Here is a 24,885-nt window from a genome sequence, read left to right as displayed (position 1 = left end):
CACCCCGCGCCGGCGATCTCAGGCGACGCGGCTGCGACGCAGGCGCTCCAGGTGCACCAGCAGCAGCGAGATCGCCGCCGGGGTCATGCCGGGGATGCGCTGGGCCTGGCCGATGGTCTGCGGGCGCGCCCGCTCGAGCTTCTGCTGCACTTCGGCCGACAGCCCGCGCACGCCGGCGTAGTCGAAGTCCGCCGGGATCACGGTCTCTTCGTGGCGCTGCTGGCGCGCGATCTCCTCGCGCTGGCGGTCGACGTAGCCGGCGTACTTCACCCCGATCTCGACCTGCTCGGCCACCTGCGCATCACCGACGCCCGGGCCCAGCGCGGGCACGCGCATCAATGCGGCATAGCCCAGTTCCGGTCGCTTGATAAGGTCCAGCACGCTGGTCTCGCGGCTCACGGCCACGCCCAGTGCCGCTTCGACCTCGCGGCCCAGCGCGTTGGCCGGCGTGGCCCACAGCGCGCGCAGGCGCTGCGTCTCCCGTTCGATCGCCTCGCGCTTGGCCTCGAAGCGCGTCCAGCGCACGTCGTCGACCACGCCCAGTTCGCGACCGGCCGGCGTCAGCCGCAGGTCGGCGTTGTCCTCGCGCAGCTGCAGCCGGTATTCGGCGCGGCTGGTGAACATCCGGTACGGCTCGGTGGTGCCATGGGTGATCAGGTCGTCGACCAGCACGCCCAGGTAGGCCTCGTCGCGACGCGGCGACCAGCCGTCGTGGCCGCGCACGTGGCGCGCGGCGTTCAGGCCGGCGAGCAATCCCTGCGCGGCCGCCTCTTCATAGCCGGTGGTGCCGTTGATCTGCCCGGCGAAGAACAACCCCGACACCCGCTTGGTCTCCAGCGTCGCCTTCAGGCCGCGCGGATCGAAGAAGTCGTACTCGATCGCGTAGCCGGGCCGGGTGATGTGCGCCTGCTCGAAACCGCGGATCGACCGCACCAGCGCCAGCTGCACGTCGAACGGCAGCGAGGTGGAGATGCCGTTGGGATAGATCTCGGCCACGTCCAGGCCTTCGGGCTCGACGAAGATCTGGTGGCTGGCCTTCTCGGCGAAGCGCACCACCTTGTCCTCGATCGACGGGCAGTAGCGCGGGCCGATGCCCTCGATCTGGCCGGTATATAGCGGCGAACGGTCCAGCGCGCCGCGGATGATCTCGTGGGTGCGCTCGCTGGTATGGGTAATCCAGCACGAGACCTGGCGCGGATGCTCGCGCACGTCACCGAGGAACGACATCACCGGCAGCGGATCGTCGCCGGGCTGTTCGTCCATCACCGAATAGTCGAGCGTGCGTCCGTCGATCCGTGGCGGCGTGCCGGTCTTGAGCCGGTCGATCACGAACGGCCGCTCGCGCAGGCGCGCGGCCAGCGTCGTGGCCGGCGGGTCGCCCATGCGCCCGGCGGTGTACTGGGTTTCGCCGATGTGGATCTTGCCGGCCAGGAAGGTACCGGCGGTCAGCACCACCGCCTGTGCCTCGAAGCGCAGGCCGGTCTGGGTGATCGCGCCGCGCACGATGTCGCCATCGCCCGCGCCGTTCTGGATCACGAGGTCGTCGACCGCGGCCTGGAACACGGTCAGGTTCGGCTGGTTCTCGACGATGCGCCGGATCGCCATCCGGTACAGGTTGCGGTCGGCCTGGCAGCGGGTCGCGCGCACCGCCGGACCCTTGCTGGCGTTGAGCGTGCGCCACTGGATGCCGGCCAGGTCGGCGGCATGCGCCATCGCCCCGCCCAGCGCATCGATCTCCCTGACCAGATGACCCTTGCCGATGCCGCCGATGGCCGGATTGCAGCTCATCGCACCCACGGTCTCGATGTTGTGGGTCAGCAGCAGGGTGCGCGCACCGCTGCGCGCCGACGCGAGCGCGGCCTCGGTGCCGGCGTGGCCGCCGCCGATCACGATCACGTCATAGCGATGGAAGGACTGGGACATCATGGGATCCGTGCCGTCGACCCTGCCGGTGATGGCGGGTCCGGAGCGGCAGCAATTCTAGCGGCGGCGACTGCAGCGGACTTGGCACGCTTCCTGCGGCAACCATTCCGTGCACCCATCGCGGCAATGCGTTCGGGGGCGCGGGCTGGAATTGGAACAGGGGCCAGCCACGCGCGCGATGGGGAAGCCGAGGGGCCGGTAGTCGGGGGACTGCCGGCCCCGTTTTTTTGCCTGCGCGGGCAAAGCGTGACGCCGGTCCCTAAAACAGCCAGCCCGGCCAGGGGCCGGGCTGCCGTAGAGGCGTCGACGTCCGACAGGGCCGGAACAGGGGGGATCCAGATTTCCCTGCCGGACATCGACATAGACCTGGCCGGACGGGTCAAAACATGACGCACCCGGTCACCTTGCCGCGCTAGCTTGCGACCGAAAACCGACCAGTGCAAGCGCTATTTCAAGGCTCGATCGTGTCCGGCGTCCCAGTCCGCGAGGACTCGGAACGACGCGATTCGGACGCCCGGGGCGCACTGCGCTGCGTGCTCCGCTCGCTCCTCGGCGGTGGACGCGACGCGCCGGGATCATCATTGCCGGCACCGCTGTAACGCGGCGCCTGGGCGCGATATCCCTGCGGCGGCGACGGACGCTGGTAGCCGCCCGGGCGCGGACCGCCGTCGACGCCCGGCGAGGGCCCTTGGCCGATGCCCAGGGTGCCCGGCCCAGGCTGCCGGCGCGGCACGCCTTCGCCGCCTTCACCACGGCGCAGGCGCTCCAGGTCACGCCAGGGACCGCGGTTGAGCGGCGGCGGGTTGCCGTTGGCGACCGGTGGCGGCCGGTCGGGCCGGCCATCGTGGTCCGGGCGCCCGCCATGGTCATGGTCGGGACGCGGCGGGCGCGGATAGTGGTTGTGCGGCGGGCGCGGGTAGTACGACGACCCGTATCCGCCGCCCGCGTACGGGTAGTAGGAGTACGGGTAGCCATAGCGCAGCCCGAACGACCAGCCCGGGTTGTACCGGTAGCTGTAATACGGAGACCCGTAGCCGTACACCCCGTAGCCGTAACTGTCGTAGTCGGAGATGTATCGGGTCGAGGAACCCCCGGTGTAGTACCCGCCGCCGTCGCCCACGTAACCGTAGGACGCGCAGCCACCCAGCGACAGCGCGAGCGCCAGGCCGGTGAACAGTCGCAGTTTCATGGGATTCCCCCCCGTAGCGTGAGTGGCCAGCTTCCGCGGGCCGCATTGAATCCGTGCTTAATCCCGCCCCCTCGCACGGTAACCGCTCAGCCCCCGGACAGCAGCACACCGGCGGATGCATGTGCGCGATACGTTAACCTTCGCCCATGACCGAACTGCCCGTAGCCGACGACATCCTCGCCGCCGCCGCCAGGATCGCCGGCCATGCCAGCGTCACGCCCGTGCTGCAGTCGCGCGCGCTGGATGCGATGGCGGGCTGCTCGATCTCGTTCAAGGCCGAGCACCTGCAGCGCGGCGGCGCGTTCAAGTTCCGCGGGGCCTGCAATGCAGTGTGGTCGCTGTCCGGGGCGGTCGCCGCACGGGGCGTGGTCACCCATTCCTCCGGCAACCACGGCGCGGCGCTGGCGCTGGCGGCGCGCAGCCGCGGCATCCCCTGCCACGTGGTGGTCCCCGATGGCGCGGTGGCGGCCAAGCTCGCCAACATCCAGCGGCACGGCGCGACCCTGTGGCGCTGCGACGCGACCCAGGCCGCGCGCGAGGCGATGTGCGCGCAGGTGCAGGAGAGCACCGGCGCCAGCCTGGTCCATCCCTATGCCGATGCGCGCGTGATCGCCGGGCAGGGGACGGCTACGCTCGAACTGGTCGGCCAGGCTGGCACCCCGGATGTCATGGTCGTGCCGGTGGGCGGCGGCGGCCTGGCCAGCGGAACCGCGCTGGCGCTGGCCACCGTCGCGCCCGCTTGCCGGCTGGTGCTGGCCGAACCGGCCGGCGCCGCCGATACCGCCCGTTCGCTGGCCGCGGGCGAGCGACGCGTCGATTTCGTTCCGGACACCGTCTGCGACGGCCTGCGGGGCGCGCTGGGGGCGCCCAATTTCGCCCTGCTGCGCGCATGGGGCGCCGAGGTCGTCGTGGTCGATGACGAGGCCACGGTGGCGGCGATGCGGCTGGCCTGGCAGGTGCTCAAGCAGGTGATCGAACCTTCCTCGGCCATCGCGCTGGCCGCAGTGCTGGCGCGACCTGCGCTGTTTTCCGGCCAGCGTGTGGGCGTGGTGCTGTCCGGCGGCAACGTCGACCTGGAGGCGCTGCCTTGGCTCGGCTGAAGCGGAAACGACGCGGCGGCCTGGCCACCTGGCTCTGGCGCCTGCTGCTGCTGGGGCTGCTGTGGCTGCTGGGCGTAGCCGCCTGGATCGTCTGGGTCGGCCAGCGCGACCAGGCCGAACAGGCCGACGCGATCATCGTGCTCGGCGCCGCCGCCTACGATGCGCGGCCTTCGCCCGTGTTCCAGGAACGGATCCGCCACGGCCTGGACCTGTACCAGCGCGGCTACGCGCCGGTGCTGCTGTTCACCGGCGGCTATGGCGGCAGCCGCGCGCGGTTCTCCGAATCGCAGGTGGCGCGCCGCTATGCCCTGCAGCAGGGCATCCCCGAATCGGCGATCCTGATCGAATCGGTTTCGCGCACCACCCGCGAGAACCTGGTGCAGGCCCGCGCGCTGATGCAGGAGCGCGGCCTGCACACGGCGATCGTGGTCAGCGATCCGCTGCACATGTCGCGCGCGTTGCGGCTGTCGCGGGAACTGGGCGTGGACGCGGTCGGTTCGCCCACGCCCAGCACGCGCTTCCGCACGATCCAGACCCAGTGGCGCTTCCTGCTGCAGGAGGTCTACTTCTTCCATCGCGACCTGGTGATGCGCGCGGCCTGAAAAGCGGGCGGCGTATGATGTCCGCACCCCGCAGGCAGGCACTCCATGAAGATCGATGGCACCCGCCGCCAGGACCGCGCGATCGAGCTGGTGCTGGCCTATTACGCCGCGTTCAACCGCGGCGACCGCCCGGCGATGCTGGCGCTGCTCGGCGACGACGTCGTGCACGACCTCAACCAGGGCGCGCGCGAGACCGGCAAGCAGGCCTTCGCCGCCTTCATGCAACGGATGGATGCCAGTTACCGCGAGCAGCTGCGCGACATCGTCGTGCTGGCCTCCCAGGATGGCGACCGCGCCGCGGCCGAGTACGTGGTCCATGGCCAGTACCTGCGCGACGACGAAGGGCTGCCGCCTGCGCGCGGGCAGGAGTACGTCCTGCCAGGCGGCGCCTTCTTCGAAATCCGCGACGACCGCATCACCCGGGTCAGCAACTACTACAACCTGCAGGACTGGATCGCGCAGGTATCGCGCTGACAGGAGCGCATGCGCGCTGGCAACGGCGGCGACGGACCTCCCCGCAGCAACGGGCGTGACCGCGCGCTGCCTGCAGCCTACGGCGCGCGCCGGCGGATCGGAATCTGCGACAGCGGCACCGCCGCGACCTCGCTGCCGCCTTCCCGGATCGGTGCACCGGGTGCCGGCGACCAGGCCTGCGCATAGATCACTTCCCAGCTGCTGGGCAGGCGGCCCTCTCCATCGCGCAAGGCCTCGTATGCCTGCGTCGCGGCTGCAAAACGCGCGCGCCCGGTCAGGCTGCGTCGGCGGGTCGCCATCGCATTGGTGGCGCCGATCGCCCGCAGTTCGTGCATCAGCGCCGGCAGGTCCGGGTAGTTCAGGGTGAACAGGTCGCGGTCCAGCACCGGATCACGGAAGCCGGCGGCCATCAGCGCATCGCCAAAGCGCGCGATCGAGGCGAACGGGCTGACATGCGGCACTGCGTCGACCTGGGCGAATGCCTCGCGCAGTTCGACCAGCGTCTCCGGGCCGAAGCTCGAGCACAGCAGCAGTCCATCGGGCTTGAGCACTCGCCGGAAGCCGGCGAACACCGCGGGCAGGTCCTCGACCCATTGCAGGCACAGGTTGCTGAAGATCACGTCGACGCTGCCTTCGGCCAGCGGCAAAGCGCGCGCGTCGGCGCATACGCGCGCAAACGGCTTCCACCATCCGACCTGCCTGCGCGACTGGCGCAGCATCGGCAGCGCCAGGTCCAGCGCGAGCACCTGCGCCTTGGGCCAGCGCTTGCGCATCGCCGCCGCCGCGTGGCCGGTGCCGCTGCCCACGTCGAGCACCACCGACGGCACGCGGTCGTCGAGGTAATCCAGCGATCCGAGCAGGCGCGTGCGTACTTCCGCCTGCAGCGCCGCGGCCGCGTCGTAGCCGGCGGCGGCGCGCGAGAAGGCGCGGCGCACCTGGCGGGGATCGAACAGGGATTCCATCACGGGGGCGAGGCGGTGCTTCAAGGACCGATATTGTCGGCGAAAGCACCGATCTCCGCCGCTACCGCATCGGCGTGGCCGAGGAAGGGCGCATGCGCGGCCGCGGCGAGCTCGACGCATCGCGCGCCAGGCGCCAACGCCGCGGCCGCGGCCATGCCGCGCGGATCGACCAGCCGGTCGCGACGCCCGGCCAGCCACAGGCTGGGTACGCGCAGGCCCGGCAGGGCCCGGCGCAGGTCGGTGTCCTCCAGCAGGTGCAAGCCCTGGCGCAACGCGGCCGGATCCGGCTCGCCGCGTGCGTGCAGCAGTGCACGCAGGGTCTTCAGCTCGCTGCGCCCGTGTTCGGAACCCAGCGTGTCCAGGGCGATAAAGCGATCCAGGGTGCCCGCGTAGTCGTGCGCCAGTTCCTCGCCGAAGCGGGTGAACACCACCGGCTCGACCGCATGCGGCCAGTCCGGCGCGCGCACGAAGCGGGGCGTGGCCGCGACCATGACCAGACCGCGCACGGTCGGCAGCGAGGCCGCCGCCCGCAGGGCGAACAGTCCGCCCAGCGACCAGCCCAGCCAGATCGCCGGCGGCGTGCGCGCGCCGATCTCGCTGGCGACGCCTGCCAGGTCCAGCGGCTGTTCCGAATCACGGCTCAAGCCGTGGCCGGGCAGGTCGACCAGGTGCAGGCGGAAGCGTGGCGCGAGGTGCTCGGCGAGGGGTGCGAACACCCCGCCGTGCAGGGCCCAGCCATGGATCAGGACCAGGTCCGGGCCGCTGCCCAGGGTTTCGATATGCATGGCGCATTGTCGCCGACGCACGCGCACGCGGGAACCGCGTGATCGGGTCGCACACCGGAGCGCGGTTCCTGTAGGAGCGGGCATGACCGCGAAGACGACGCCGTCAGCACAGGCGACGTTGCAGTAATTCCGGTGGCGTCGGTGTCGCGGTCATGCCCGCTCCTACAGGAATCGCGAAGCGGCCCTGGCATTCGACGTGCGCGGAAAGTTACGCGACGCCGACCTCAGGCCGCCGCGTGACGCACCGCGTGGTCGCGGGCTTCGGCCATCGCGCCGAGCAGCGCATTCACCTGCTGAGGCGTGTGCAGCGAAGAAAGGGTCACGCGCAGGCGCGAACGGCCTTCCGGGACGGTGGGCGGACGGATCGCGGTGACCAGGAAGCCGGCCTGCTCCAGCGCCGACGACATCGCCGTAGCGGTGGCCTCGTCGCCGCACAGCACCGGCTGGATCGGCGTGGTCGAGGGCATCAGCTCCAGGCCGAAGCGGCCGGCACCCGTGCGGAACTGGCCGACCAGTTCCTGCAGCCGCGTGCGCCGCCAGTCGTCGCGCCGGGCCAGCTTCAACGCGGCCAGCGAGGCGGCGGCCAACGCCGGCGGCAGCGCGGTCGTGTAGAGATAAGGCCGGGCCACGCCGGCCAGGTGCTCGATCAGGTCGGCATCGCCAGCGACCACGGCGCCGTAGCCACCCAGCGCCTTGCCGAGGGTGGCCAGCTGCAGCGGCACGTCGGCGACGCCCAACCCGGCCTCGGCCACGGTGCCGCGCCCCTGCGGGCCGAGCACGCCGACGCCGTGCGCGTCGTCCACGTACAGCAGGGCTTCCTGGGTGCGCGCCACCAGCGACAGCGCGCGCAGGGGTGCGATGTCGCCATCCATGCTGAAAACGCCGTCGCTGGCCAGCATCGCCACGCCGCCGTTCGCATTGCGCAGCTGGCGCATCGCCCCTTCCGGATCCAGGTGCGGATAGCGCCTCAGGCGCGCGCCGGCCAGTCGGGTGGCGTCGATCAGGCTGGCATGGTTGAGCCGGTCCTGGACGCAGACGTCCTCGTCCTCCAGCAGGGCCTGCTGCACGGCGAGGTTGGCCGCGAAGCCACTGCCGAACAGCAGCGCGCGCGGCGTGCCGAGCCAGTCGGCCATCTCGCGCTCGAGTTGCTCGTGCAGCGCATGGTGGCCACAGACCAGGTGCGAGGCGGTCGCGCCGGTGCCTTCGCGCGACACCGCGTCCTGCAATGCGGCGCCGACCTCGAACTGCGAAGCCAGGCCCAGGTAGTCGTTGCTGCAGAAGCCGGTCAGCCAGTGGCCGTCGAGCTCGACCCGCACGCCGTCGCGGCGGGTGATCGTGCGGCGCTGGCGCAGCCGGCCCTGCGCGATGCGCTGGCGCCGCTGGGCGAGGATGCGTTCGTGGATGTCGGTACGGGCCATCGGTGCCCCTCCCCCCGGAGAGCGTTGCGCGGCTGGGTCAGGCCGCGCGTCCACAGGCGGGCGCCGGTCCGGTGATATCGGCGTGAACGGTAGCGCCTGTGCCCGTCGCGGTTCCGTGACCGGGCTCACAATGAACGAGTGGCATGGGCCGCAGACCGAGCCGCGCGAACAGCGCCTGGTCGCGCTCCACGTCCGGATTGCCGGTGGTCAGCAGCTTTTCGCCATAGAAGATCGAGTTGGCGCCGGCGGCGAAGCACAACGCCTGCAGTTCATCGCTCATGGCCTCGCGTCCGGCCGACAGCCGCACCATCGAACGCGGCATGGTGATGCGGGCCACCGCGATCATGCGCACGAACTCGAACGGATCCAGCTCGGCGGTGCCGGCCAGCGGGGTGCCGGTGACCTGGACCAGGCGGTTGATCGGCACCGAATCCGGGTGCGCAGGCAGGTTGGCCAGCGCCTGCAGCAGGCCGGCGCGCTGCGCACGGGTCTCGCCCATGCCGACGATGCCGCCGCAGCAGGTCTTCAGCCCCGCGTCGCGGACGTGGCCGAGGGTGTCGAGCCGGTCCTGGTACTCGCGGGTCTGGATGACCTCGCCATAGAACTCCGGCGCCGTGTCCAGGTTGTGGTTGTAGTAGTCCAGGCCGGCATCCTTCAGCGCCCCGGCCTGGTCCGGCGAGAGCATGCCCAGGGTGGCGCAGGTCTCCAGGCCCAGCGCCTTCACCCCGGCGATCATCTGCGCCACCTTCGGGATGTCGCGGTCCTTCGGGCTGCGCCATGCCGCGCCCATGCAGAAGCGCGAGGCGCCGGCGGCCTTGGCCTGGCGGGCCTTCTCGAGCACCTGCTCGGTTTCCATCAGCTTCGTGGCATCCACGCCGGTGTGGTAGCGCTGCGCCTGCGGGCAATAGCCGCAATCTTCCGGGCAGCCGCCGGTCTTCACCGACAGCAGGGTCGACACCTGCACCTCGGCCGCGTCGAAGTGCTCGCGGTGGACGCTGGCCGCCCGGAACAGCAGCTCGGGGAAGGGCTGGTCGAACAGCGCGAGCAGCTCGTCGCGATGCCAGTCATGGCGGATTTCCGAAGGCACGGCAGGTGTTTCCTGACAGCGGCGAAGGCCGGAGCCGGGCAGTCTGGAAAGCAGGCCACAGCCTGTCAACCCGGGACTCGCCATTATGGTTTACAAGCCCTCCCTGCTGTCGTTCAGAACCGCGCTGGACAGCCTGGTCGGGCTCGCGGGGCGCGCATTGCCGCTGCACTGCCTGCTCTGCCGCGAGCCGGGCGAAGAAAGCCTGGACCTGTGCGGTGAATGCCGCCGGGTCCTGCCGGGCAACGGCAACGCCTGCCTGCGCTGCGCCCTGCCATTGCCCCTGCCGGCGGTCTGCGGCCACTGCCTGCGCCGGCCACCGCCGCTGCAGGCCACGCATGCGGCCTTCCTGTACCTGCCGCCGCTGGACCAGTTGCTGCCCCGTTTCAAGTTCCACCACGACCTGGCCGCGGGACGGCTGCTCGCGCAACTGATGGCGCATGCCTTCGCCGGCCTCGAACGGCCGCAGGCGCTGGTGCCGGTCCCGCTGCATCGCGGACGGCTGCGCCGGCGCGGATACGACCAGGCCTTGGAACTGGCGAGGCCGATGGCCTCCACGCTGCGCCTGCCCCTGCGCGCGGACCTGCTCCAGCGTGTCCAGGCCACCGCCGCGCAGTCAGAGCTTGATGCGGTGGCACGGCGACGCAACCTGCAGGGCGCTTTCCGCGTGGCCGACCACTGCGTGCCAAGCCATGTCGCGCTCGTCGATGACGTCATGACCACGGGTGCGACCCTGCATGCCGCGGCCTCGGCCCTGCGTCGCGCCGGGGTCGCACGGGTCGATGCCTGGGTCTGCGCGCGGACGCCCTAGGCGCCGCGATACGCGCATCCACCACCGGGCCGTCATTTGACAGTCGCCGACGCACAGGAGTATCCCGTGGGCCGGACCGGCACACCGTCCGGCCGCAACTCCCTCATGACGCAGGAGGCAGCATGCAAGCGGGCACTGTCGACGAAGTACGACGCAGCTGGTGGGTTTCGGTCCTGTTCGGTCTCATCGGCATCGCCTTCGGCCTGCTCACCATGGCCAAGCCCTTCCAGGCCCTGGTCGCGATGGCCTGGGCCTTCGGCATCTTCGCCCTGGCCGACGGCATCGCCAGCGGCCTGGCGCTGTTCGACAAGCGCGTGGCGATCCCCAAGCCCTGGCTGCTGCTGTACTCGGTCGCCTCGATCGCCTTCGGCGTCATCGCCATCGGCAACCCGAAGGCCACCGCAGGCATCCTGTTCTTCATGCTTTCGTTCTGGCTGATCGTGGCCGGCGTGTTCCGCATCGTCTTCGCGATCCGGGTGCGCAAGGAGATCGTCGGCGAATGGCTGATCGCGCTCAGCGGCGTACTGGCGATCGTGCTGGGCGTGGCGTTCCTGCGCAATCCGGCGATCGGCCTGTTCGCCACCGCGATCTGGATCGGCGCCGGTGCGCTGGTCTACGGACTGCTGCAGGTGTTCGCGGGCTTGCGTTTCCGCAAGCATGCACCGCTGCCGGCCTGATCCATTCGACGTGTCCAGCGCCGGCGGTGATCCGCCGGCCCCATCCAAGACCTAGGAGTCCGTCATGTCCCGTGCCTGGTGGGTTTTCCTGCTGTATGGACTGTTCGCGATCGGGTTCGGCCTGTTCGCCCTGTTCCGCCCGCAATCGACCGTGTGGGTGATGCTGATGGCGTTCGGCCTGTTGGCGCTGGGCGATGGCGTGGTCAGCCTGCTGAGCGTATTCCGCAAGGACGTGGCGCTGCCAAACGGGTTGCTGCTGCTGTATGCCGTGGTCTCCATCGGCTTCGGCCTGCTGGCGCTGTTCAATCCGCAGATGGTGGCCACGGTGCTGGTCTGGCTGCTGGCGCTGTGGCTGATCTTCGCCGGCATCGCGCGCATCGTGTTCGCGGTACAGATGCGGCGCCTGGTCGAGGGCAACTGGCTGCTGGCGCTGAGCGGCGTACTGGCCGTCCTGCTGGGCATCCTGTTCCTGGCGCGCCCGAACCTGGGCGTGGCCGGCCTGGCCCTCTGGATCGGCATCGGTGCGCTGCTCTACGGCGTGCTGCAGCTGGCCCTGGCGTTCTACATGCGCAAGCGTGCGACGCGGCTTGTCGGGTGAGTAAGGGCGCCCCGGGGGCCGCCACGGTCCTCCGGGTGCGCGCTGCGACACCGCCCCAGGCCTGCATCCGCACGCCATCCCATGAGCCCGGTCATCTCATCGCGGGTTCCAGCCCGCCCCGCAGGAGCCGCTGCACCCCCATCTCCTTTTCGGGAGCGGGCACGACCGCACCGCCCGCGCCGCGCAGCATCCCGTGATCACGATGCCCGTCGCGGACCGTTCCCCCGCCCTTACGTAAGGGCGTAGTGCGCGGCGATGCCGGCGAACACCGCCGCACCGATCCAGTTGTTGTGCAGGAACGCGCGAAAGCAGGGCTCGCGCTCGCGCCTGCGGGCGATCCAGAATTCCCAGGCGACCAGCACGGTCGCGACGCCGAGCGCGATCCAGTAATGCGTCCCCAGCTGCGCCTGGCGACCGACCAGTGCCAGCGCCAGCAGCGCCAACGCATAGAGCACGCCTTGCGCCACCAGGTCCAGGTCGCCGAACAGGATCGCGGTGGACTTCGAGCCCGCCCGCAGGTCGTCGTCCCGGTCGACCATCGCGTACCAGGTGTCGTAGGCGGTGGCCCAGAGGATGTTGGCGCAGTACAGCAGCCAGGCCAGCGCAGGCACTTCGCCCTGTACCGCGGCGAAGGCCATCGGGATGCCCCAGCCGAAGGCCATGCCCAGGTACACCTGCGGCAGGTAGGTGTGGCGCTTCAGGTAGGGATAGGTGGCCGCCAGGAACAGGCCGGCGAAGCTCAGCCATACCGTCAGCCGGTTCAATGTCAGCACCAGCGCGAACGCAGCCAGCATCAGCACTGCGAACACCGCCAGCGCCTCGCGCCCGGACACCGTGCCGGTCGCCAGCGGGCGGTCCTTCGTGCGGTCGACCTGCGGATCGAGCCAGCGATCGGCGTAGTCGTTGATGACGCAGCCGGCCGAACGGGTCAGCCACACCCCGGCGGTGAACACGAACAGCGTCCACAGCGGCGGCACGCCACCTGCGGCCAGCCACAGCGCCCACCAGGTCGGCCACAGCAGCAGCAGCACGCCGATCGGCCGGTCGCCACGGACCAGTTTCCAGTACTGGCCCAGGCGTTCGCGCCAGCGCGGCACCCGCACCGGGATCGGGGATTCGTAGCGTTCGTAAGTCATCGCGGAAGGTTATCAGTCCCGCGCCGCAACCGGCCCCGCGTCGTGCACCGCGGGGACGTTTCGCTGCTGGCCCGCCGCGCAGGCGCATAATCCACGCCTGCCCCGACTCCGGAACCGTCCATGTCCCTGTCCGTCCAGATCGATGACCGCGTCCGCGTCGCCAACGACGCGCCATTCGTGCTGTTCGGCGGCCTCAACGTGCTCGAGGACCTGGATTCGACGCTGTTCGCGGCCGGTCACTACGTCGAGGTCACCCGCCGACTCGGCATCCCGTACGTGTTCAAGGCCTCGTTCGACAAGGCCAACCGCTCCTCGATCACCTCCTATCGCGGAGTCGGCCTTGATGAAGGGCTGCGCATCTTCGAGGAAGTGAAGCGCCGCTTTGGCTTGCCGGTGATCACCGACGTGCACGAACCGGCGCAGGCCGCGGCGGTGGGCGAGGTGGTCGACGTGCTGCAGATCCCGGCCTTCCTGGCCCGCCAGACCGACCTGGTCGACGCGATCGCGCGCACCGGGCGCGCGGTCAACATCAAGAAGCCGCAGTTCATCAGTCCGCCGCAGATGAAGCACATCGCCAGCAAGATCCGCGAAGCGGGCAACGAACGCATCATCCTGTGCGAGCGCGGCGCGCAGTTCGGCTACGACAACCTGGTGGTCGACATGCTGGGCTTCCGCGAGATGATCGAGGCGACCGGCGGGCTGCCGGCGATCTTCGACGTGACCCACAGCCTGCAGCGGCGCGAGTCAGGCAGCGAGGCTTCGGGCGGGCGCCGCCGGCAGGTGCTGGAACTGGCGCGCGCGGGCATGGCGGTCGGCCTGGCCGGCCTGTTCCTGGAAGCGCACCCGGACCCGGACCACGCGCGCTGCGACGGCCCCAGCGCGTTGCCCCTGGACAAGCTCGAGCCGTTCCTGGCGCAGATCAAGGCGCTCGACGACCTGGTCAAGCAGTTCGCGCCGCTGGAGATCCGCTGATCTGACAGCGTCCGCGCACGCGGCCCGAAGCCCTGCACGGGCGAATTCCGCTACAATGCCCGGCCACGCGCCCGTAGCTCAGCCGGATAGAGTAGTGGCTTCCGAAGCCATTGGTCGGGGGTTCGAATCCCTCCGGGCGCGCCATCTTCCCCTCGAATGATTCCCTGGCCGCGCCTGCGTCGCGGCAGCCAGTCATCGTGTCGCGTGCGGGCCTGCCCTTCCCATGAACAGGCCCGATGTCCGCCCGGCATAGCCGGTATACGCATCGACCATAAGCTACGGCGTATCGACCGGGCTACGCTGGCCTGCGCGCCGGACTGGGCGCGATCTCCTTTCGCGAGCGAACGATGAGCCTGACCCCGGCAGCCACGCCTCCCTCCATGCCCGATTTCCGCTCGCGCGAATTCCTGCTGGACCATGTGCGCCACACGATGGCGTTCTACCACCCGCGCTGCATCGATCCGGCCGGCGGCTTCTTCCAGTTCTTCAAGGACGACGGCACGGTCTACGACCCGCATACCCGGCACCTGGTCAGCAGTACCCGCTTCGTCTTCAACTATTCGATGGCCTGGCAGGCATTCGGTGATCCGGCGTATCGCGACGCGGTGCGCCATGGGATTGCTTTCCTGCGCGACGCGCACCGCAATCCCGACACCGGCGGCTACGCGTGGGTGCTGCACGACGGACGGGTGCGCGACGCGACCAACCATTGCTATGGCCTGGCCTTCGTCGTACTGGCCTACGCCAAGGCGCTGGAAGCGGGCATGGAGGAAGCACGCACCTGGCTGGCCGAAACCTGGCAGTTGATGGAGCGACGCTTCTGGGAGCCGGAGCACGGCCTCTACGCCGACGAAGCAACGGCTCACTGGCAGGTCTCGGAGTACCGCGGCCAGAACGCGAACATGCACGCCTGCGAAGCCTGGCTGGCGGCCTTCGAGGCCAGCGGCGAGCCGCGCTACCTGCAGCGCGCGCAATTGCTGGCCGCGAACATGACCGGCCGCCAGGCCGCGCTCGCCGGTGGACTGGTCTGGGAGCACTACCGGCCCGACTGGTCGGTGGACTGGGACTACAACCGCGGCGACCGCAGCAACATCTTCCGTCCATGGGGTTTCCAGCCCGGGCACCAGGTCGAGTGGGCCAAGCTGCTGCTGATCCTGGATCGCCACGCACCGGACGCCAGCCACCTGTCGCGTGCACGCGAACTTTTCGATCGCGCCGTGGCGATGGCCTGGGACGAACGCCACGGCGGGCTGGTCTACGGCAACGACGTGGAAGGCGGCTTCTACGACGAGGACAAGTACTTCTGGGTCCAGGCCGAAGCGCTGGCCACCGCCGCACTGCTCGCCGACCGCACCGGGGATGCGGGCTACTGGCAGTGGTACGACCGCCTCTGGGACTACAGCTGGACCCACTTCGTCGACCATGCGCATGGCGCCTGGTACCGCATCCTCGGCCCGGACAACCGCAAGCTCACCGACGAGAAGAGTCCAGCCGGGAAGACCGATTACCACACGATGGGCGCGTGCTACGAAGCGCTGAAGGCCGTGTGAGGTCGACGCAGCCAGATTGGGCAGCGACTGTAAGCGGGCATGACCGCGACACCGACACACTCGAGATCGCACGTGCCGACGGCTGCAACGCGATGGATGCTCTGGCTGCCATGTAACTGTCACGCCATCGGGCATCCGACGTTCTCGTGGCTGCAACGCCGCCGGTGTCGCGGTCATGCCCGCTCCTACATCTACAGCGCGGCGGTGTTGGTGCAGCCTCTCGCTATCGTGGCTAGCCTTGCACGGGATTGGCAGCCAGCAGCGCGTCGACCTCGCTCCTGCCAGGCGCATGCGCGCCCGGCCGGGTGCAGGCGGCCGCCGCAGCGGCAGCGGCGAAACGTACATGTGCTGGCAGGCCGGCATCCGGACGCTGCAGTCGACTGGCCAGGAATCCGCCGATGCAGGCGTCGCCCGCGCCGACGGTATCGGCCACGGCGACCTTGAAGGCCGGCTGCTCGAAAACGCCCCCATCGGGCGCATAGGCCGTCATGCCATCGGCGCCGCGCGTGTACAGCACGGTTGCGCGCGGGGCGAGCGCATGCAGGCGATCCAACGCATCGACCGTGGCCAAGGCCGGATAGATGTGGCGCAGGTCCTCGTCCGAGACCTTGATCGTGTCGGCCAGCGTGGCCATGCGCTCGAACAGCGGTGGGTAATCCGCATCCATCAGGTTGCGACAGTTCGGATCGAAGCTGACCGGCACGCCGGCCGCATGCAGCAGTTCGGCGAGCGCGAGCAGTCGCGCCCCCAACGGCTGCCGCACCAGGCTGATGCAGCCGAAGTGGGCGAACGCGCACGCCTGCTGCCACCCCTCCGGCAGCAGCGCCGCGTCGAAGCCCAGGTCGGACTCGCCGACGAAGAAGTACTGCGGCGGATCGAGCTGGTGGACCAGGGCCAGCAATGGAGGTCGCCGCACCACCTGCCAGAAGCGCGCATCCAGTCCGGCCTCGCGCGACAGGGCGAGGATGCGCTGGCCGAACAGGTCCTCGCCGACCGAACCCCCCCACCCGGTCGACACGCCGAGCGTGGACGCCACCCGCGCGACATTCCAGCAGGCGCCGCCCGGCACGCTGTGCCAGGTCGAATCACCCGTGCGCATGAAGTCGGTCAGCGCCTCGCCGAAAACGACCAGGCGGGGCAGGGCGGTGGCATCGCTTTCGCGCATGCGCGGATCAGGCTTCGGGTGCGACTGCCGGTGCCGCGACCGCCGCCGGCGCATGGCGCCCAAGCAGGCCTGACTTCACCAGCAACCCGTAGCAGGCGATCCAGCCGTAGCACACCATCGGCACCAGCAAGGCCAGCGCCAGGCCGATCCGGTCGGCCACCACGCCGGTCAGCAAGGGGATCACCGCGCCGCCGACGATCGCCAGGCACAGGATGCCGGAAGCGCCGGGCGTGTCTTCTCCCAGGCCGTCGATGGACAGGGTGAAGATGGTCGGGAACATCACCGAGTTGAACAGGCCGATCGAAAGGATCGCCACCGCCGCGGCGGTGCCTTCGAGCGTGGTCGCCGCCAGCAGCGCAAGCAACCCGGCGCCGATCGCGCACGCCGCCAGCACCAGGCCCGGCGAGACGAAGCGCAGCACCCACGCGCCGATGAAACGGCCGACCATCGCCAGGCCCCAGTACACCGCGATCAGGTTGCCGGCGGCGTGCTCGGAATTCGTCGCCCCGACCATGATCAGGTAGTTGACCAGCGCGCTGCCGATCGCGACTTCGGCGCCGACGTACAGGAAGATCGACAGGGCGCCCAGGCTGACCCGCGGGATGCCGAGCAGGCGCAGGTAGTCGCTGCTTCCGACCGGGCGCACCGCCGGGACCGGCGAGCGGCGCAGCCACCAGCACAGCGCGGCCAGGCCCGCCAGCACCGCGGCGATGATCATGTACGGCACGCGCACATGGCTGGCCTGCTCCACGCGGAACGCTTCCAGTGCCGGGCCGCTCAGGCCGGCGGCCGGTTCGGACACGCCGGCGGCCAGGATCATCGCCGAGCCGAACAGCGGGCCGATCATCGTGCCGAACGAGTTGAACGCCTGGGCCAGGGTCAGCCGGCTGTGCGCGCGGGCCGGATCGCCGAGCCCGGCGGCCAGCGGATTGGCCGCCACCTGCACCAGGGTGATGCCGCCGGCGAGCACGAACAGTGCCGCGAGGAAGCCCGGGTACCAGCCCATCGACGCGGCCGGCGCGAACAGCAGGCAGCCGCTGGCCATGATCACCAGGCCAATGACGATCCCGCGCAGGTACCCGATCCGGCTGACCAGCAGGCCTGCGGGAATTGAGACCACGAAGTAGGCGAGGAAGAAGCAGAACTGGGTCAGCATCGCCTCGGTGTAGTTCAGCGAGAACGTCGCCTTGAGCTTGGGGATCAGCACGTCCACCAGCACCGTGCAGAAGCCCCAGGCGAAGAACAGCGCGATCACCAGCGGCAGCAGCCGCGAGGAGCCGCTGGCGGGCGCGCCGGCGGCGCCGGAATCGTGTGAGTGATTGACGTGCATCGATGCTGCCTCCCCGGCGTGTCGAAGGCGCCGATCATGGCGCATCCGCGCGCGTTCTTCTGCATATGCCACACGGCGGGGCGGCGCATGGCCGTGCGGAATACCCGCCTTCATCCGGCGCCAACGCCGGTAGCGACACGCTGGCCACCCTCCACCCGTCGATGGAACCCGCCATGAGCCGCCTGATCCCGTGCAGCCTCGCCCTGGCCACCTGCCTGCTCGCCACCGCGTGCGCCGGCCCGCAGATCGCCGGCGTCCAACCCATCGACGGGGTGATCTCCGGCCAGTGCCACACCGACATGGTCCGCGGCGCGGTCGGCCTGGCTGCCTCGGATGCGACCATCCAGCGTGCGCGAGTGGACAGCGACAGCACTGAGCTGCAGGTGGTACGCGGCGCTTCGGACCGGGCGGGTTCGGCAACGCTGCCCGAAGCCCAGGAGAGCTCCGCCGGAGGCAGCCGCCTGACCGTGGAGACCGGCCGCAACAATGCGATCACCGCGCTGCGCTGCGGCTGACCGGCGCAGCACCCGCCGTCAACGTCCGGTCGGACGTCGCGGGCGGCGGTGCGCACGCCGCAGGAATGCGAGCGCCGCCTGCTCCCACTGGCGCTGGCCCCGGCAGCGTTCGGCGACGCCCTGCAGCGCGCCCTGGCGCCAGCCGTCGATCACCGCCGGGTCGATATAGGCGCTGCGGCAGACCGCCGGGGTATTGCCCAGCTCGTCGGCAACCGCGCGCACCACTCCGGTCAGCAGGCGCGCGCACTCGCGCTCGGCCGCGGGCACTTCGTCCAGCGCCGCAAGACCGCGCATCGCCGCCAGCGTGCCGCCCCAGGTACGGAAGTCCTTCGCGGTGAAGGCCTCGCCCATGGCCTGGCGCAGGTATTCGTTGACCTCGCTGGATTGCACCGGGACCAGCTCGCCCGCGTCGTCCCGATACTGGAACAGGTTCTGCCCGGGCAGTTCGCGGCAGCGCCGCATCAGCCGGACCAGCCGGCGGTCGTCCAGCACCGCCTCCTGCGGCTGGCCGCCCTTTCCGCGGAAGGCGATCCGCGCGCGGCCACCGGCGAGGAACTCGACATGGCGGTTGCGCAGCGTGGTCAACCCGTAGGACCGGTTCTGCCGACGGTAAGCGTCGTTGCCGATCCGCAGCAGGGTCTCGTCCATCACCGCGACTACAATTGCCAGGACCTTCCCGCGCGGATGGCCCTGCAGAGCCAGGTCGCTGCGCAACCGCCGACGCAGCGCCGGCAGCGCCTGGCCGAAGGCGACGATCCGCTCGAACTTGCCCGCGCCCCGATGCCGGGCCCACTCCGGGTGGTAGCGATACTGCTTGCGCCCGCGCGCATCGCGGCCGGTCGCCTGCAGGTGGCCGCGAGGATCGGCGCAGATCCACACGTCCTGCCATGCCGGCGGAATGGCCAGGGCCCTGATCCTCGCCAGCGTGCGCGCATCGCGGACCACGGTCCCCTGGGCATTGCGGTAACCGAAGCCACGCCCGTGCCGACGGCGCCGGATGCCGGCCGAGCCATCGACCACGTGGACGAGGCCGGCGCGGCCGGCATCATCGGTGGCATCGGGGCTGTTCGGAGAGGAGGCTGGAGACACGATCCAGGCGCTTGGCGGCGGGCAATCCAGTCTGGGCACCGTCATGCGGCGAGCGCGTCAAGGCCATCCCTGCGCCCTTAACGGTTAACGCATCGCGAATGTCGGCTGCGGCAAGCTTGGGCCATCACTCGAGGGAGTCGCCCATGACCGCACGTACGACCCGCCTGCTGCTGCCGCTCGCCCTGCTCGCCGCGCTCGGCGCCTGTTCGGCCGGAAGCCCATCGGAAGACGACGGTGCCGAGCAGGAGCAGGCGCTCACCGCCGCGCAACAGGCCGCCGAATCCGCCGCTACGCCGCCCGCAGGCCCGGTCGACGCCGCCCCGCCGCCGCCGATGGAGTGCGATGCCACCCAGTTGCAGGGACTGGTCGGCCAGGTGCTGGAAGAGAGTGCAACCGAACAGGCCCGCACGGACGCCGGCGCCAAGAGCGTGCGGGTGCTCAAGCCCGGCGACATGGTCACGATGGAATTCGACAGCGAACGGCTGAGCATCGAAGTCGACGCAGCGGGCAAGATCACCTCGCTCCGCTGCGGCTGAGCCCTTCCCGGCAGGCGTGTCCTGCAACCGTCGTCGCCACCGGCTGACGGTTGCAGTTGCATGTATTTTCCCTGTGCGCGGTGCTGTTGCGGCACCGCAACACTTGTGCTTTAGTCGGGAATCCGGCGGCAATCTGGTGGCGCAAGTTTCGAAAGAAACCGTGTGCGGTGCCGCCTTCGCTCGCGTCCGGGCGTCAGCACCCCGCACGCATGTTCGTCGAGGCACAGATGGCCCCCCGCAACCGCCAAGGGCTCCCGGTAGAGCATGCGCTCCAGGGGACGCACGGGCTCTACGACCCCAATTCCGAGCGTGATGCCTGCGGCTTCGGCATGATCGCCCAGCTCGACGACCAGCCTTCGCGTGCGCTCGTCGACACCGCGATCGCCGCGCTCTCGCGCATGACCCACCGCGGTGGTGTCGCCGCCGACGGGCTGACCGGTGACGGTTGCGGCCTGCTGATCCGCAAACCGGCGCCTTTCCTGCGCGCGCTGGCGCACGAGGCCAACATCGCGCTGGGCGCGAATACCCAGTTCGCCGCCGGCCTGGTATTCCTGCCCCACGACGAAGCCCAGGCCGCGCAATGTCGCGAGACCCTGGAGTCGGAACTGCACCGGGTTGGCGTCGCGGTGAAGGGCTGGCGCCTGGTGCCTACCGACGAAAGCGTCTGCGGCCAGCTGGCCCGCGACACCCTGCCGGCGATCCAGCAGTTGTTCGTCGAGGCCGGACAGGGCCAGTCCGAGGAGGCGTTCACCCTGGCCCTGTTCCTGGCCCGCCGTCGCAGCGAGCAACGCCTGCGCGCGATCGGCGATTTCTACGTCGTCTCACTGTCGCCGCATTCGATCGGCTACAAGGGCATGGTCCTGCCCGACAAGCTGTCCCGTTTCTTCGTCGACCTGCAGCGTGCGGACCTGGCCTCCAGCGCCATTGTCTTCCACCAGCGTTTCTCGACCAACACGCTGCCGCGCTGGCCGCTGGCGCATCCGTTCCGGATGCTCGCCCACAATGGCGAGATCAACACCATCGAAGGCAACCGCCGCTGGGCGCAGGCCCGCGGCAAGGTGTGGAAGACACCCCGTTTCGACATCGCCGAACTCGAGCCGGTGATCTCGATGCATGGCTCGGACTCGCAGAGCCTGGACAACATGCTCGAGCTGCTGGTGTCCGGCGGCATGGAGCTGATCCAGGCGCTGCGCATCCTGGTGCCGCCGGCGACCCAGTCGCTGGAATTCAAGGATCCGGACCTGGCCGCGTTCTACGAGTTCTACGGGCTCAACACCGAGCCGTGGGACGGCCCGGCCGGCATTGTTTCCCTGGATTCGCGGTATGCGGCGTGCACGCTGGACCGCAACGGCCTGCGCCCCTCGCGCTGGCTGCTGACCTCCGATCGCCACTTCATCGTCGCCAGCGAAGCCGGCGTGTGGGAAGTGCCGACCGAGCGCATCGTGCGCAAGGGCAAGCTCGGCCCGGGCGAGATGATCGCCATCGACCTCAAGCGCGGCGACCTGCTCGACTCCGAGGCGGTGGACCGGATCAACCGCGGACGCGCGCCATACAAGCAATGGCTGCACCATGGCGTGACCTACCTGCAGACCGAGCTGATCGATCCGTCGCTGGCCGAGGAGCCGTTCGACGAGAAGACGCTGCGCAGCTACCACAAGCTGTTCCAGCTCAGCACCGAGGAAGTGGAGCTGGTGCTGCGGCCGATGGCCGAGACCGAGCAGGAAGCGACCGGTTCGATGGGCGACGACACGCCGATGGCGGTGCTGAGCCAGCGCAACCGGCCACTGTATGACTATTTCCGCCAGGCCTTCGCCCAGGTCACCAACCCGCCGATCGATCCGCTGCGGGAAGACTGCGTGATGTCGCTGGCCACCCAGCTGGGCAAGGAGACCAACATCTTCCATGCCGGCCCGGAGACGGTGAACCACATCATCCTCAATTCGCCGGTGCTGTCGCAGCGCAAGCTGCGCCAGCTGATGGTGATGCCGCAGTACGCGGACAAGAGCCGGCTGATCGACCTGTCCTACGGCGTGGAAGAGGGCCTTAAGGCCGGCATCGAGCGGATCTGCCGCGAGGCCGAACAGGCGGTGCGCGACGGCATGGTCATGCTGCTGCTGTCCGACCGGTACCCGGTGCCCGAACGGCCAATGGTCCATGCGCTGCTGGCCACCGGCGCGGTGCACCACCACCTGTGCAAGGTCGGGCTGCGCTGCGATGCCAACCTGATCGTCGAGACCGGCACCGCGCGCGACGCGCACCACATGGCCTGCCTGCTCGGCAATGGCGCCACCGCGGTGTATCCGTACCTGTCCTACCAGACCCTGTTCGACATGGGCCGGCGCGGCATCCTGCAGCTGAAGAAGGGCGGCGAGACCGCCCAGGTCGGCCGCAGCTACCGCAAGGGCGTCTACAAGGGCCTGTCCAAGATCATCTCGAAGATGGGCATCGCCACCATCGCCAGTTATCGCGGCGCGCAGCTGTTCGAGATCGTCGGCCTGGAAGATGACGTCGTCGAGCTGTGCTTCGGCGGCACGCCCTCGCGCGTGGGCGGCGCCGGCTTCGAGCGCCTGGACCGCGACGCCCGCGACCTGCAGGCAGCGGCCTGGAACGACCTGAAGAAGCCCGAAGTGGGCGGACTGATCAAGTACGTCCATGGCGGCGAGTACCACATGTACAACCCGGACGTGGTCATGACCCTGCAGCGCGCCACGCGCACGGGCGAGACCTCCGACTGGAACGCCTATGCCGAGGCGGTGCACGCGCGTCCGCCGTCGGCGCTGCGCGACCTGCTGCAGCTGCGCAAGGCGGACACGCCGACGCCGCTCGAGGAGGTCGCCCCGGCATCGGACCTGCTGCGTCGCTTCGACACCGCCGCGATTTCGCTGGGCGCGCTCTCGCCGGAAGCCCACGAGGCGCTGGCCATCGCCATGAACCGGCTGGGCGGGCGTAGCAACTCCGGCGAAGGTGGCGAAGATCCAATCCGCTACGGCACCGAGAAGCGCTCGAAGATCAAGCAGGTCGCCTCCGGCCGGTTCGGCGTGACGCCCGAGTACCTGGTCAACGCCGAAGTGCTGCAGATCAAGGTCGCGCAGGGCGCCAAGCCCGGCGAGGGCGGTCAGCTGCCCGGCCACAAGGTCAACGAGCTGATCGCGCGGCTGCGTTATGCGCGTCCGGGCATCGGCCTGATCAGTCCGCCGCCGCACCACGACATCTATTCGATCGAAGACCTGGCCCAGCTGATCTACGACCTCAAGCAGGTCAATCCGCAGGCGCTGGTCTCGGTGAAGCTGGTCTCGCATGCGGGCGTGGGCACGATCGCTGCCGGCGTGGTCAAGGCCGGCGCGGACCTGATCACCGTGTCCGGCCACGACGGCGGCACCGGCGCCAGCCCGATCAGCTCGATCCGCTACGCGGGCGGTCCGTGGGAACTGGGCGTGGCCGAGTCGCACCAGGCACTGGTCGCCAACGACCTGCGCGACCGCACCATCCTGCAGACCGACGGCGGCCTCAAGACAGGCCTGGACGTGGTCAAGGCGGCCCTGCTTGGTGCCGACAGCTTCGGCTTCGGCACCGGCCCGATGATCGTGCTGGGCTGCAAGTACCTGCGCATCTGCCACCTCAACAACTGCGCCACCGGCGTGGCCACGCAGGACGAGCGCCTGCGCGCCGAGCACTTCACCGGCCTGCCCGAGCGCGTGGAGAATTTCTTCCGCCTGATGTCGGAGGAAGTGCGGCAGTGGCTGTCGTACCTGGGCGTGCGCTCGCTGGACGAGATCGTCGGCCGCACCGACCTGCTGCGGCAGATCGATGTCGCGCCGCGCGAAGGCGTGCGCGTGGACCTGTCGCGGCTGCTGCACCCGGCGCCGCGCGACGAGGACCGCTGCACCGCCGCGCGCCTGTACGAATCGCCGGACAGCCTGGCGACCCAGCTCGACATCCAGCTGGCCGACGCGATCGCCCACAAGTCCGGCGGCGAGCACCGCTACCTGATCCACAACACCGATCGCAGCATCGGCTCGCGCCTGTCGGGCGCGATCGCCAAGGCGCACGGCAACCACGGCATGGACGCTTCGCCGATCACCCTGCACTTCCGCGGCACGTCCGGGCAGAGCTTCGGTGCGTTCAACGCCGGCGGCCTGCACCTGGAGCTGGAGGGCGAAGCCAACGACTACGTCGGCAAGGGCATGGCCGGCGGCCGCCTGGTGGTGCGCCCGCCGCGCGCGGCGCGCTACGAGGCGCGCAGCACGCCGATCCTCGGCAACACCTGCCTGTACGGCGCCACCGGTGGCGAGCTGTTCGCGGCCGGCCGCGCCGGTGAGCGCTTCGCGGTTCGCAACTCCGGCGCGCTGGCGGTGATCGAAGGCGCTGGCGACCACTGCTGCGAGTACATGACCGGCGGCGTGGTGCTGGTGCTGGGCCGCGTGGGCCTGAACTTCGGCGCCGGTTTCACCGGTGGCCTGGCCTACGTGCTCGACCAGGACCGCGATTTCGTCGACCGCTACAACCACGAGCTGATCGACATCCACCGGATCAGCCCGGAGGGTTTCGAGAACTACCGCCAGCACCTGCACCGCCTGGTCAGCCGCCACCGCGAACTGACCGGTAGCATCTGGGCGCAGCAGGTCCTGGACGAGTTCCGCGATTACGTCGGCAAGTTCTGGCTGGTGAAGCCCAAGGCCGCCAGCATCGAATCGCTGGCCGACACGCTGCGGAGAGCGGCATGACGGGCGCCGCTTCCATGCTCCGCATAGAAGCTCCCGCAGTTTGCGTCGCAAACTGCGGGCCCCACTTCGCTCTTCCGATCCCCGCCCCTTCGGGGCGCCCCCTTACCAAGGCGGCTTTCCTCCAGTCGGGTCTACGAATTATCAGGTCGCTCCCGCGCAGGCGGGAGCCTAGTGACTTCAGCCGCCACGCACGAAAACACGTGGCCTCCTGAAGCCAACGACAAGCCAAGTCACTGGGTGCCCGC

21 protein-coding genes and 1 tRNA gene are annotated in these 24,885 nt (G+C 69.9%); 12 read left to right on the top strand and 10 right to left on the bottom strand.

All coding sequences use genetic code 11. The features are described 5' to 3' along the window. Positions 1–18: 18 nt before the first annotated feature. Together mnmG and MNQ95_RS07085 are read right to left on the bottom strand one after the other, a co-directional pair. Entirely contained in the window at positions 19–1,923 is a 1,905-nt protein-coding gene (mnmG, locus tag MNQ95_RS07090; RefSeq protein ID WP_241954232.1) for a tRNA uridine-5-carboxymethylaminomethyl(34) synthesis enzyme MnmG, read from the bottom strand. 451 nt (positions 1,924–2,374) lie between these two features. Then, complete coding sequence (locus MNQ95_RS07085) at positions 2,375–3,112, bottom strand: hypothetical protein (RefSeq protein WP_162410319.1); 738 nt, start codon at positions 3,110–3,112, stop codon at positions 2,375–2,377. A gap of 146 nt (positions 3,113–3,258) precedes the next feature. Here MNQ95_RS07085 and MNQ95_RS07080 point away from each other — a divergent pair, with 146 nt between their 5' ends. The 3 genes from MNQ95_RS07080 to MNQ95_RS07070 are packed head-to-tail and all read left to right on the top strand — an operon-like array spanning position 3,259 to position 5,288. Next, the gene (locus MNQ95_RS07080) at positions 3,259–4,212 is read left to right on the top strand and encodes a pyridoxal-phosphate dependent enzyme (RefSeq protein ID WP_241954231.1); all 954 of its coding nucleotides are present in this window, start codon (positions 3,259–3,261) and stop codon (positions 4,210–4,212) included. Continuing rightward, the gene (locus MNQ95_RS07075; protein WP_162410317.1) at positions 4,200–4,814 is read left to right on the top strand and encodes a YdcF family protein; all 615 of its coding nucleotides are present in this window, start codon (positions 4,200–4,202) and stop codon (positions 4,812–4,814) included. The genes MNQ95_RS07080 and MNQ95_RS07075 overlap by 13 nt, the downstream gene beginning before the upstream one ends. Before the next feature lie 45 nt (positions 4,815–4,859). Next, on the top strand, positions 4,860–5,288 hold the full coding sequence (locus tag MNQ95_RS07070; protein WP_241954230.1) for a ketosteroid isomerase-related protein: 429 nt from the start codon (positions 4,860–4,862) through the stop codon (positions 5,286–5,288). A gap of 77 nt (positions 5,289–5,365) precedes the next feature. Here MNQ95_RS07070 and bioC read toward each other — a convergent pair whose 3' ends face one another. The 4 genes from bioC to bioB all read right to left on the bottom strand — a co-directional run bounded on the left by bioC (position 5,366) and on the right by bioB (position 9,540). Further along, a complete protein-coding gene (bioC, locus tag MNQ95_RS07065; RefSeq protein WP_241954229.1) occupies positions 5,366–6,250 on the bottom strand; it encodes a malonyl-ACP O-methyltransferase BioC in 885 nt (294 codons plus the stop codon). Between the two features lie 20 nt (positions 6,251–6,270). Next, a complete protein-coding gene (gene bioH, locus MNQ95_RS07060; RefSeq protein ID WP_241954228.1) occupies positions 6,271–7,035 on the bottom strand; it encodes a pimeloyl-ACP methyl ester esterase BioH in 765 nt (254 codons plus the stop codon). 224 nt (positions 7,036–7,259) lie between these two features. Then, on the bottom strand, positions 7,260–8,453 hold the full coding sequence (bioF, locus tag MNQ95_RS07055) for an 8-amino-7-oxononanoate synthase (RefSeq protein WP_241954227.1): 1,194 nt from the start codon (positions 8,451–8,453) through the stop codon (positions 7,260–7,262). Between the two features lie 37 nt (positions 8,454–8,490). Continuing rightward, positions 8,491–9,540, bottom strand: coding sequence for a biotin synthase BioB (gene bioB, locus MNQ95_RS07050; protein ID WP_241954226.1), 1,050 nt, complete (start codon positions 9,538–9,540; stop codon positions 8,491–8,493). A gap of 85 nt (positions 9,541–9,625) precedes the next feature. Here bioB and MNQ95_RS07045 point away from each other — a divergent pair, with 85 nt between their 5' ends. The 3 genes from MNQ95_RS07045 (at position 9,626) to MNQ95_RS07035 (ending at position 11,623) form a co-directional block, all read left to right on the top strand. Beyond that, on the top strand, positions 9,626–10,348 hold the full coding sequence (locus MNQ95_RS07045; protein ID WP_241954225.1) for a ComF family protein: 723 nt from the start codon (positions 9,626–9,628) through the stop codon (positions 10,346–10,348). Between the two features lie 122 nt (positions 10,349–10,470). Further along, positions 10,471–11,025 carry an HdeD family acid-resistance protein gene (locus MNQ95_RS07040; RefSeq protein ID WP_241954224.1) on the top strand — a complete coding sequence of 185 codons (555 nt, stop codon included), beginning with the start codon at positions 10,471–10,473 and terminating at the stop codon, positions 11,023–11,025. Positions 11,026–11,089: 64 nt separating this feature from the next. Beyond that, positions 11,090–11,623 (top strand): HdeD family acid-resistance protein, encoded by a 534-nt coding sequence (locus tag MNQ95_RS07035; protein WP_162410310.1) that lies wholly within the window; start codon positions 11,090–11,092, stop codon positions 11,621–11,623. Positions 11,624–11,853: 230 nt separating this feature from the next. Here the strand turns inward: MNQ95_RS07035 and ubiA are convergent, their stop codons facing one another. Further along, positions 11,854–12,759, bottom strand: coding sequence for a 4-hydroxybenzoate octaprenyltransferase (ubiA, locus tag MNQ95_RS07030; protein WP_241954223.1), 906 nt, complete (start codon positions 12,757–12,759; stop codon positions 11,854–11,856). 120 nt (positions 12,760–12,879) lie between these two features. On the opposite strand from ubiA, the gene kdsA reads away from it, so the two are divergent. From kdsA to MNQ95_RS07015, 3 genes are all read left to right on the top strand, one after another. Then, entirely contained in the window at positions 12,880–13,731 is an 852-nt protein-coding gene (kdsA, locus tag MNQ95_RS07025; protein WP_241954222.1) for a 3-deoxy-8-phosphooctulonate synthase, read from the top strand. A 67-nt stretch (positions 13,732–13,798) separates the two neighbouring features. Further along, a tRNA-Arg gene (locus tag MNQ95_RS07020) sits at positions 13,799–13,875 on the top strand. A 203-nt stretch (positions 13,876–14,078) separates the two neighbouring features. After that, on the top strand, positions 14,079–15,281 hold the full coding sequence (locus tag MNQ95_RS07015) for an AGE family epimerase/isomerase (protein ID WP_241954221.1): 1,203 nt from the start codon (positions 14,079–14,081) through the stop codon (positions 15,279–15,281). 232 nt (positions 15,282–15,513) lie between these two features. Here the strand turns inward: MNQ95_RS07015 and MNQ95_RS07010 are convergent, their stop codons facing one another. Continuing rightward, positions 15,514–16,446: a carbohydrate kinase family protein gene (locus MNQ95_RS07010; protein ID WP_241954220.1), complete on the bottom strand. Its 933-nt coding sequence runs from the start codon at positions 16,444–16,446 to the stop codon at positions 15,514–15,516. A 7-nt stretch (positions 16,447–16,453) separates the two neighbouring features. Further along, on the bottom strand, positions 16,454–17,776 hold the full coding sequence (locus tag MNQ95_RS07005) for a sugar MFS transporter (RefSeq protein WP_241954219.1): 1,323 nt from the start codon (positions 17,774–17,776) through the stop codon (positions 16,454–16,456). Between the two features lie 182 nt (positions 17,777–17,958). On the opposite strand from MNQ95_RS07005, the gene MNQ95_RS07000 reads away from it, so the two are divergent. Further along, the gene (locus MNQ95_RS07000) at positions 17,959–18,291 is read left to right on the top strand and encodes a hypothetical protein (RefSeq protein ID WP_425501343.1); all 333 of its coding nucleotides are present in this window, start codon (positions 17,959–17,961) and stop codon (positions 18,289–18,291) included. An 18-nt stretch (positions 18,292–18,309) separates the two neighbouring features. Here MNQ95_RS07000 and MNQ95_RS06995 read toward each other — a convergent pair whose 3' ends face one another. Continuing rightward, positions 18,310–19,425 carry a DNA topoisomerase IB gene (locus tag MNQ95_RS06995; protein WP_425605722.1) on the bottom strand — a complete coding sequence of 372 codons (1,116 nt, stop codon included), beginning with the start codon at positions 19,423–19,425 and terminating at the stop codon, positions 18,310–18,312. A 98-nt stretch (positions 19,426–19,523) separates the two neighbouring features. On the opposite strand from MNQ95_RS06995, the gene MNQ95_RS06990 reads away from it, so the two are divergent. Both MNQ95_RS06990 and gltB read left to right on the top strand, forming a co-directional pair. After that, positions 19,524–19,916, top strand: a complete 393-nt coding sequence (locus MNQ95_RS06990) for an I78 family peptidase inhibitor (RefSeq protein ID WP_241954217.1) — start codon at positions 19,524–19,526, stop codon at positions 19,914–19,916. A gap of 227 nt (positions 19,917–20,143) precedes the next feature. Continuing rightward, entirely contained in the window at positions 20,144–24,640 is a 4,497-nt protein-coding gene (gltB, locus tag MNQ95_RS06985; RefSeq protein WP_241954380.1) for a glutamate synthase large subunit, read from the top strand. The last annotated feature ends 245 nt before the right edge of the window (positions 24,641–24,885 follow it).

The organism is Pseudoxanthomonas daejeonensis (genome assembly GCF_022637495.1).
GTDB lineage: Bacteria > Pseudomonadota > Gammaproteobacteria > Xanthomonadales > Xanthomonadaceae > Pseudoxanthomonas > Pseudoxanthomonas daejeonensis.
The sequence above is the reverse complement of the archived record's forward strand: the minus strand, read 5'-3'. Positions and strand labels throughout refer to the sequence as shown.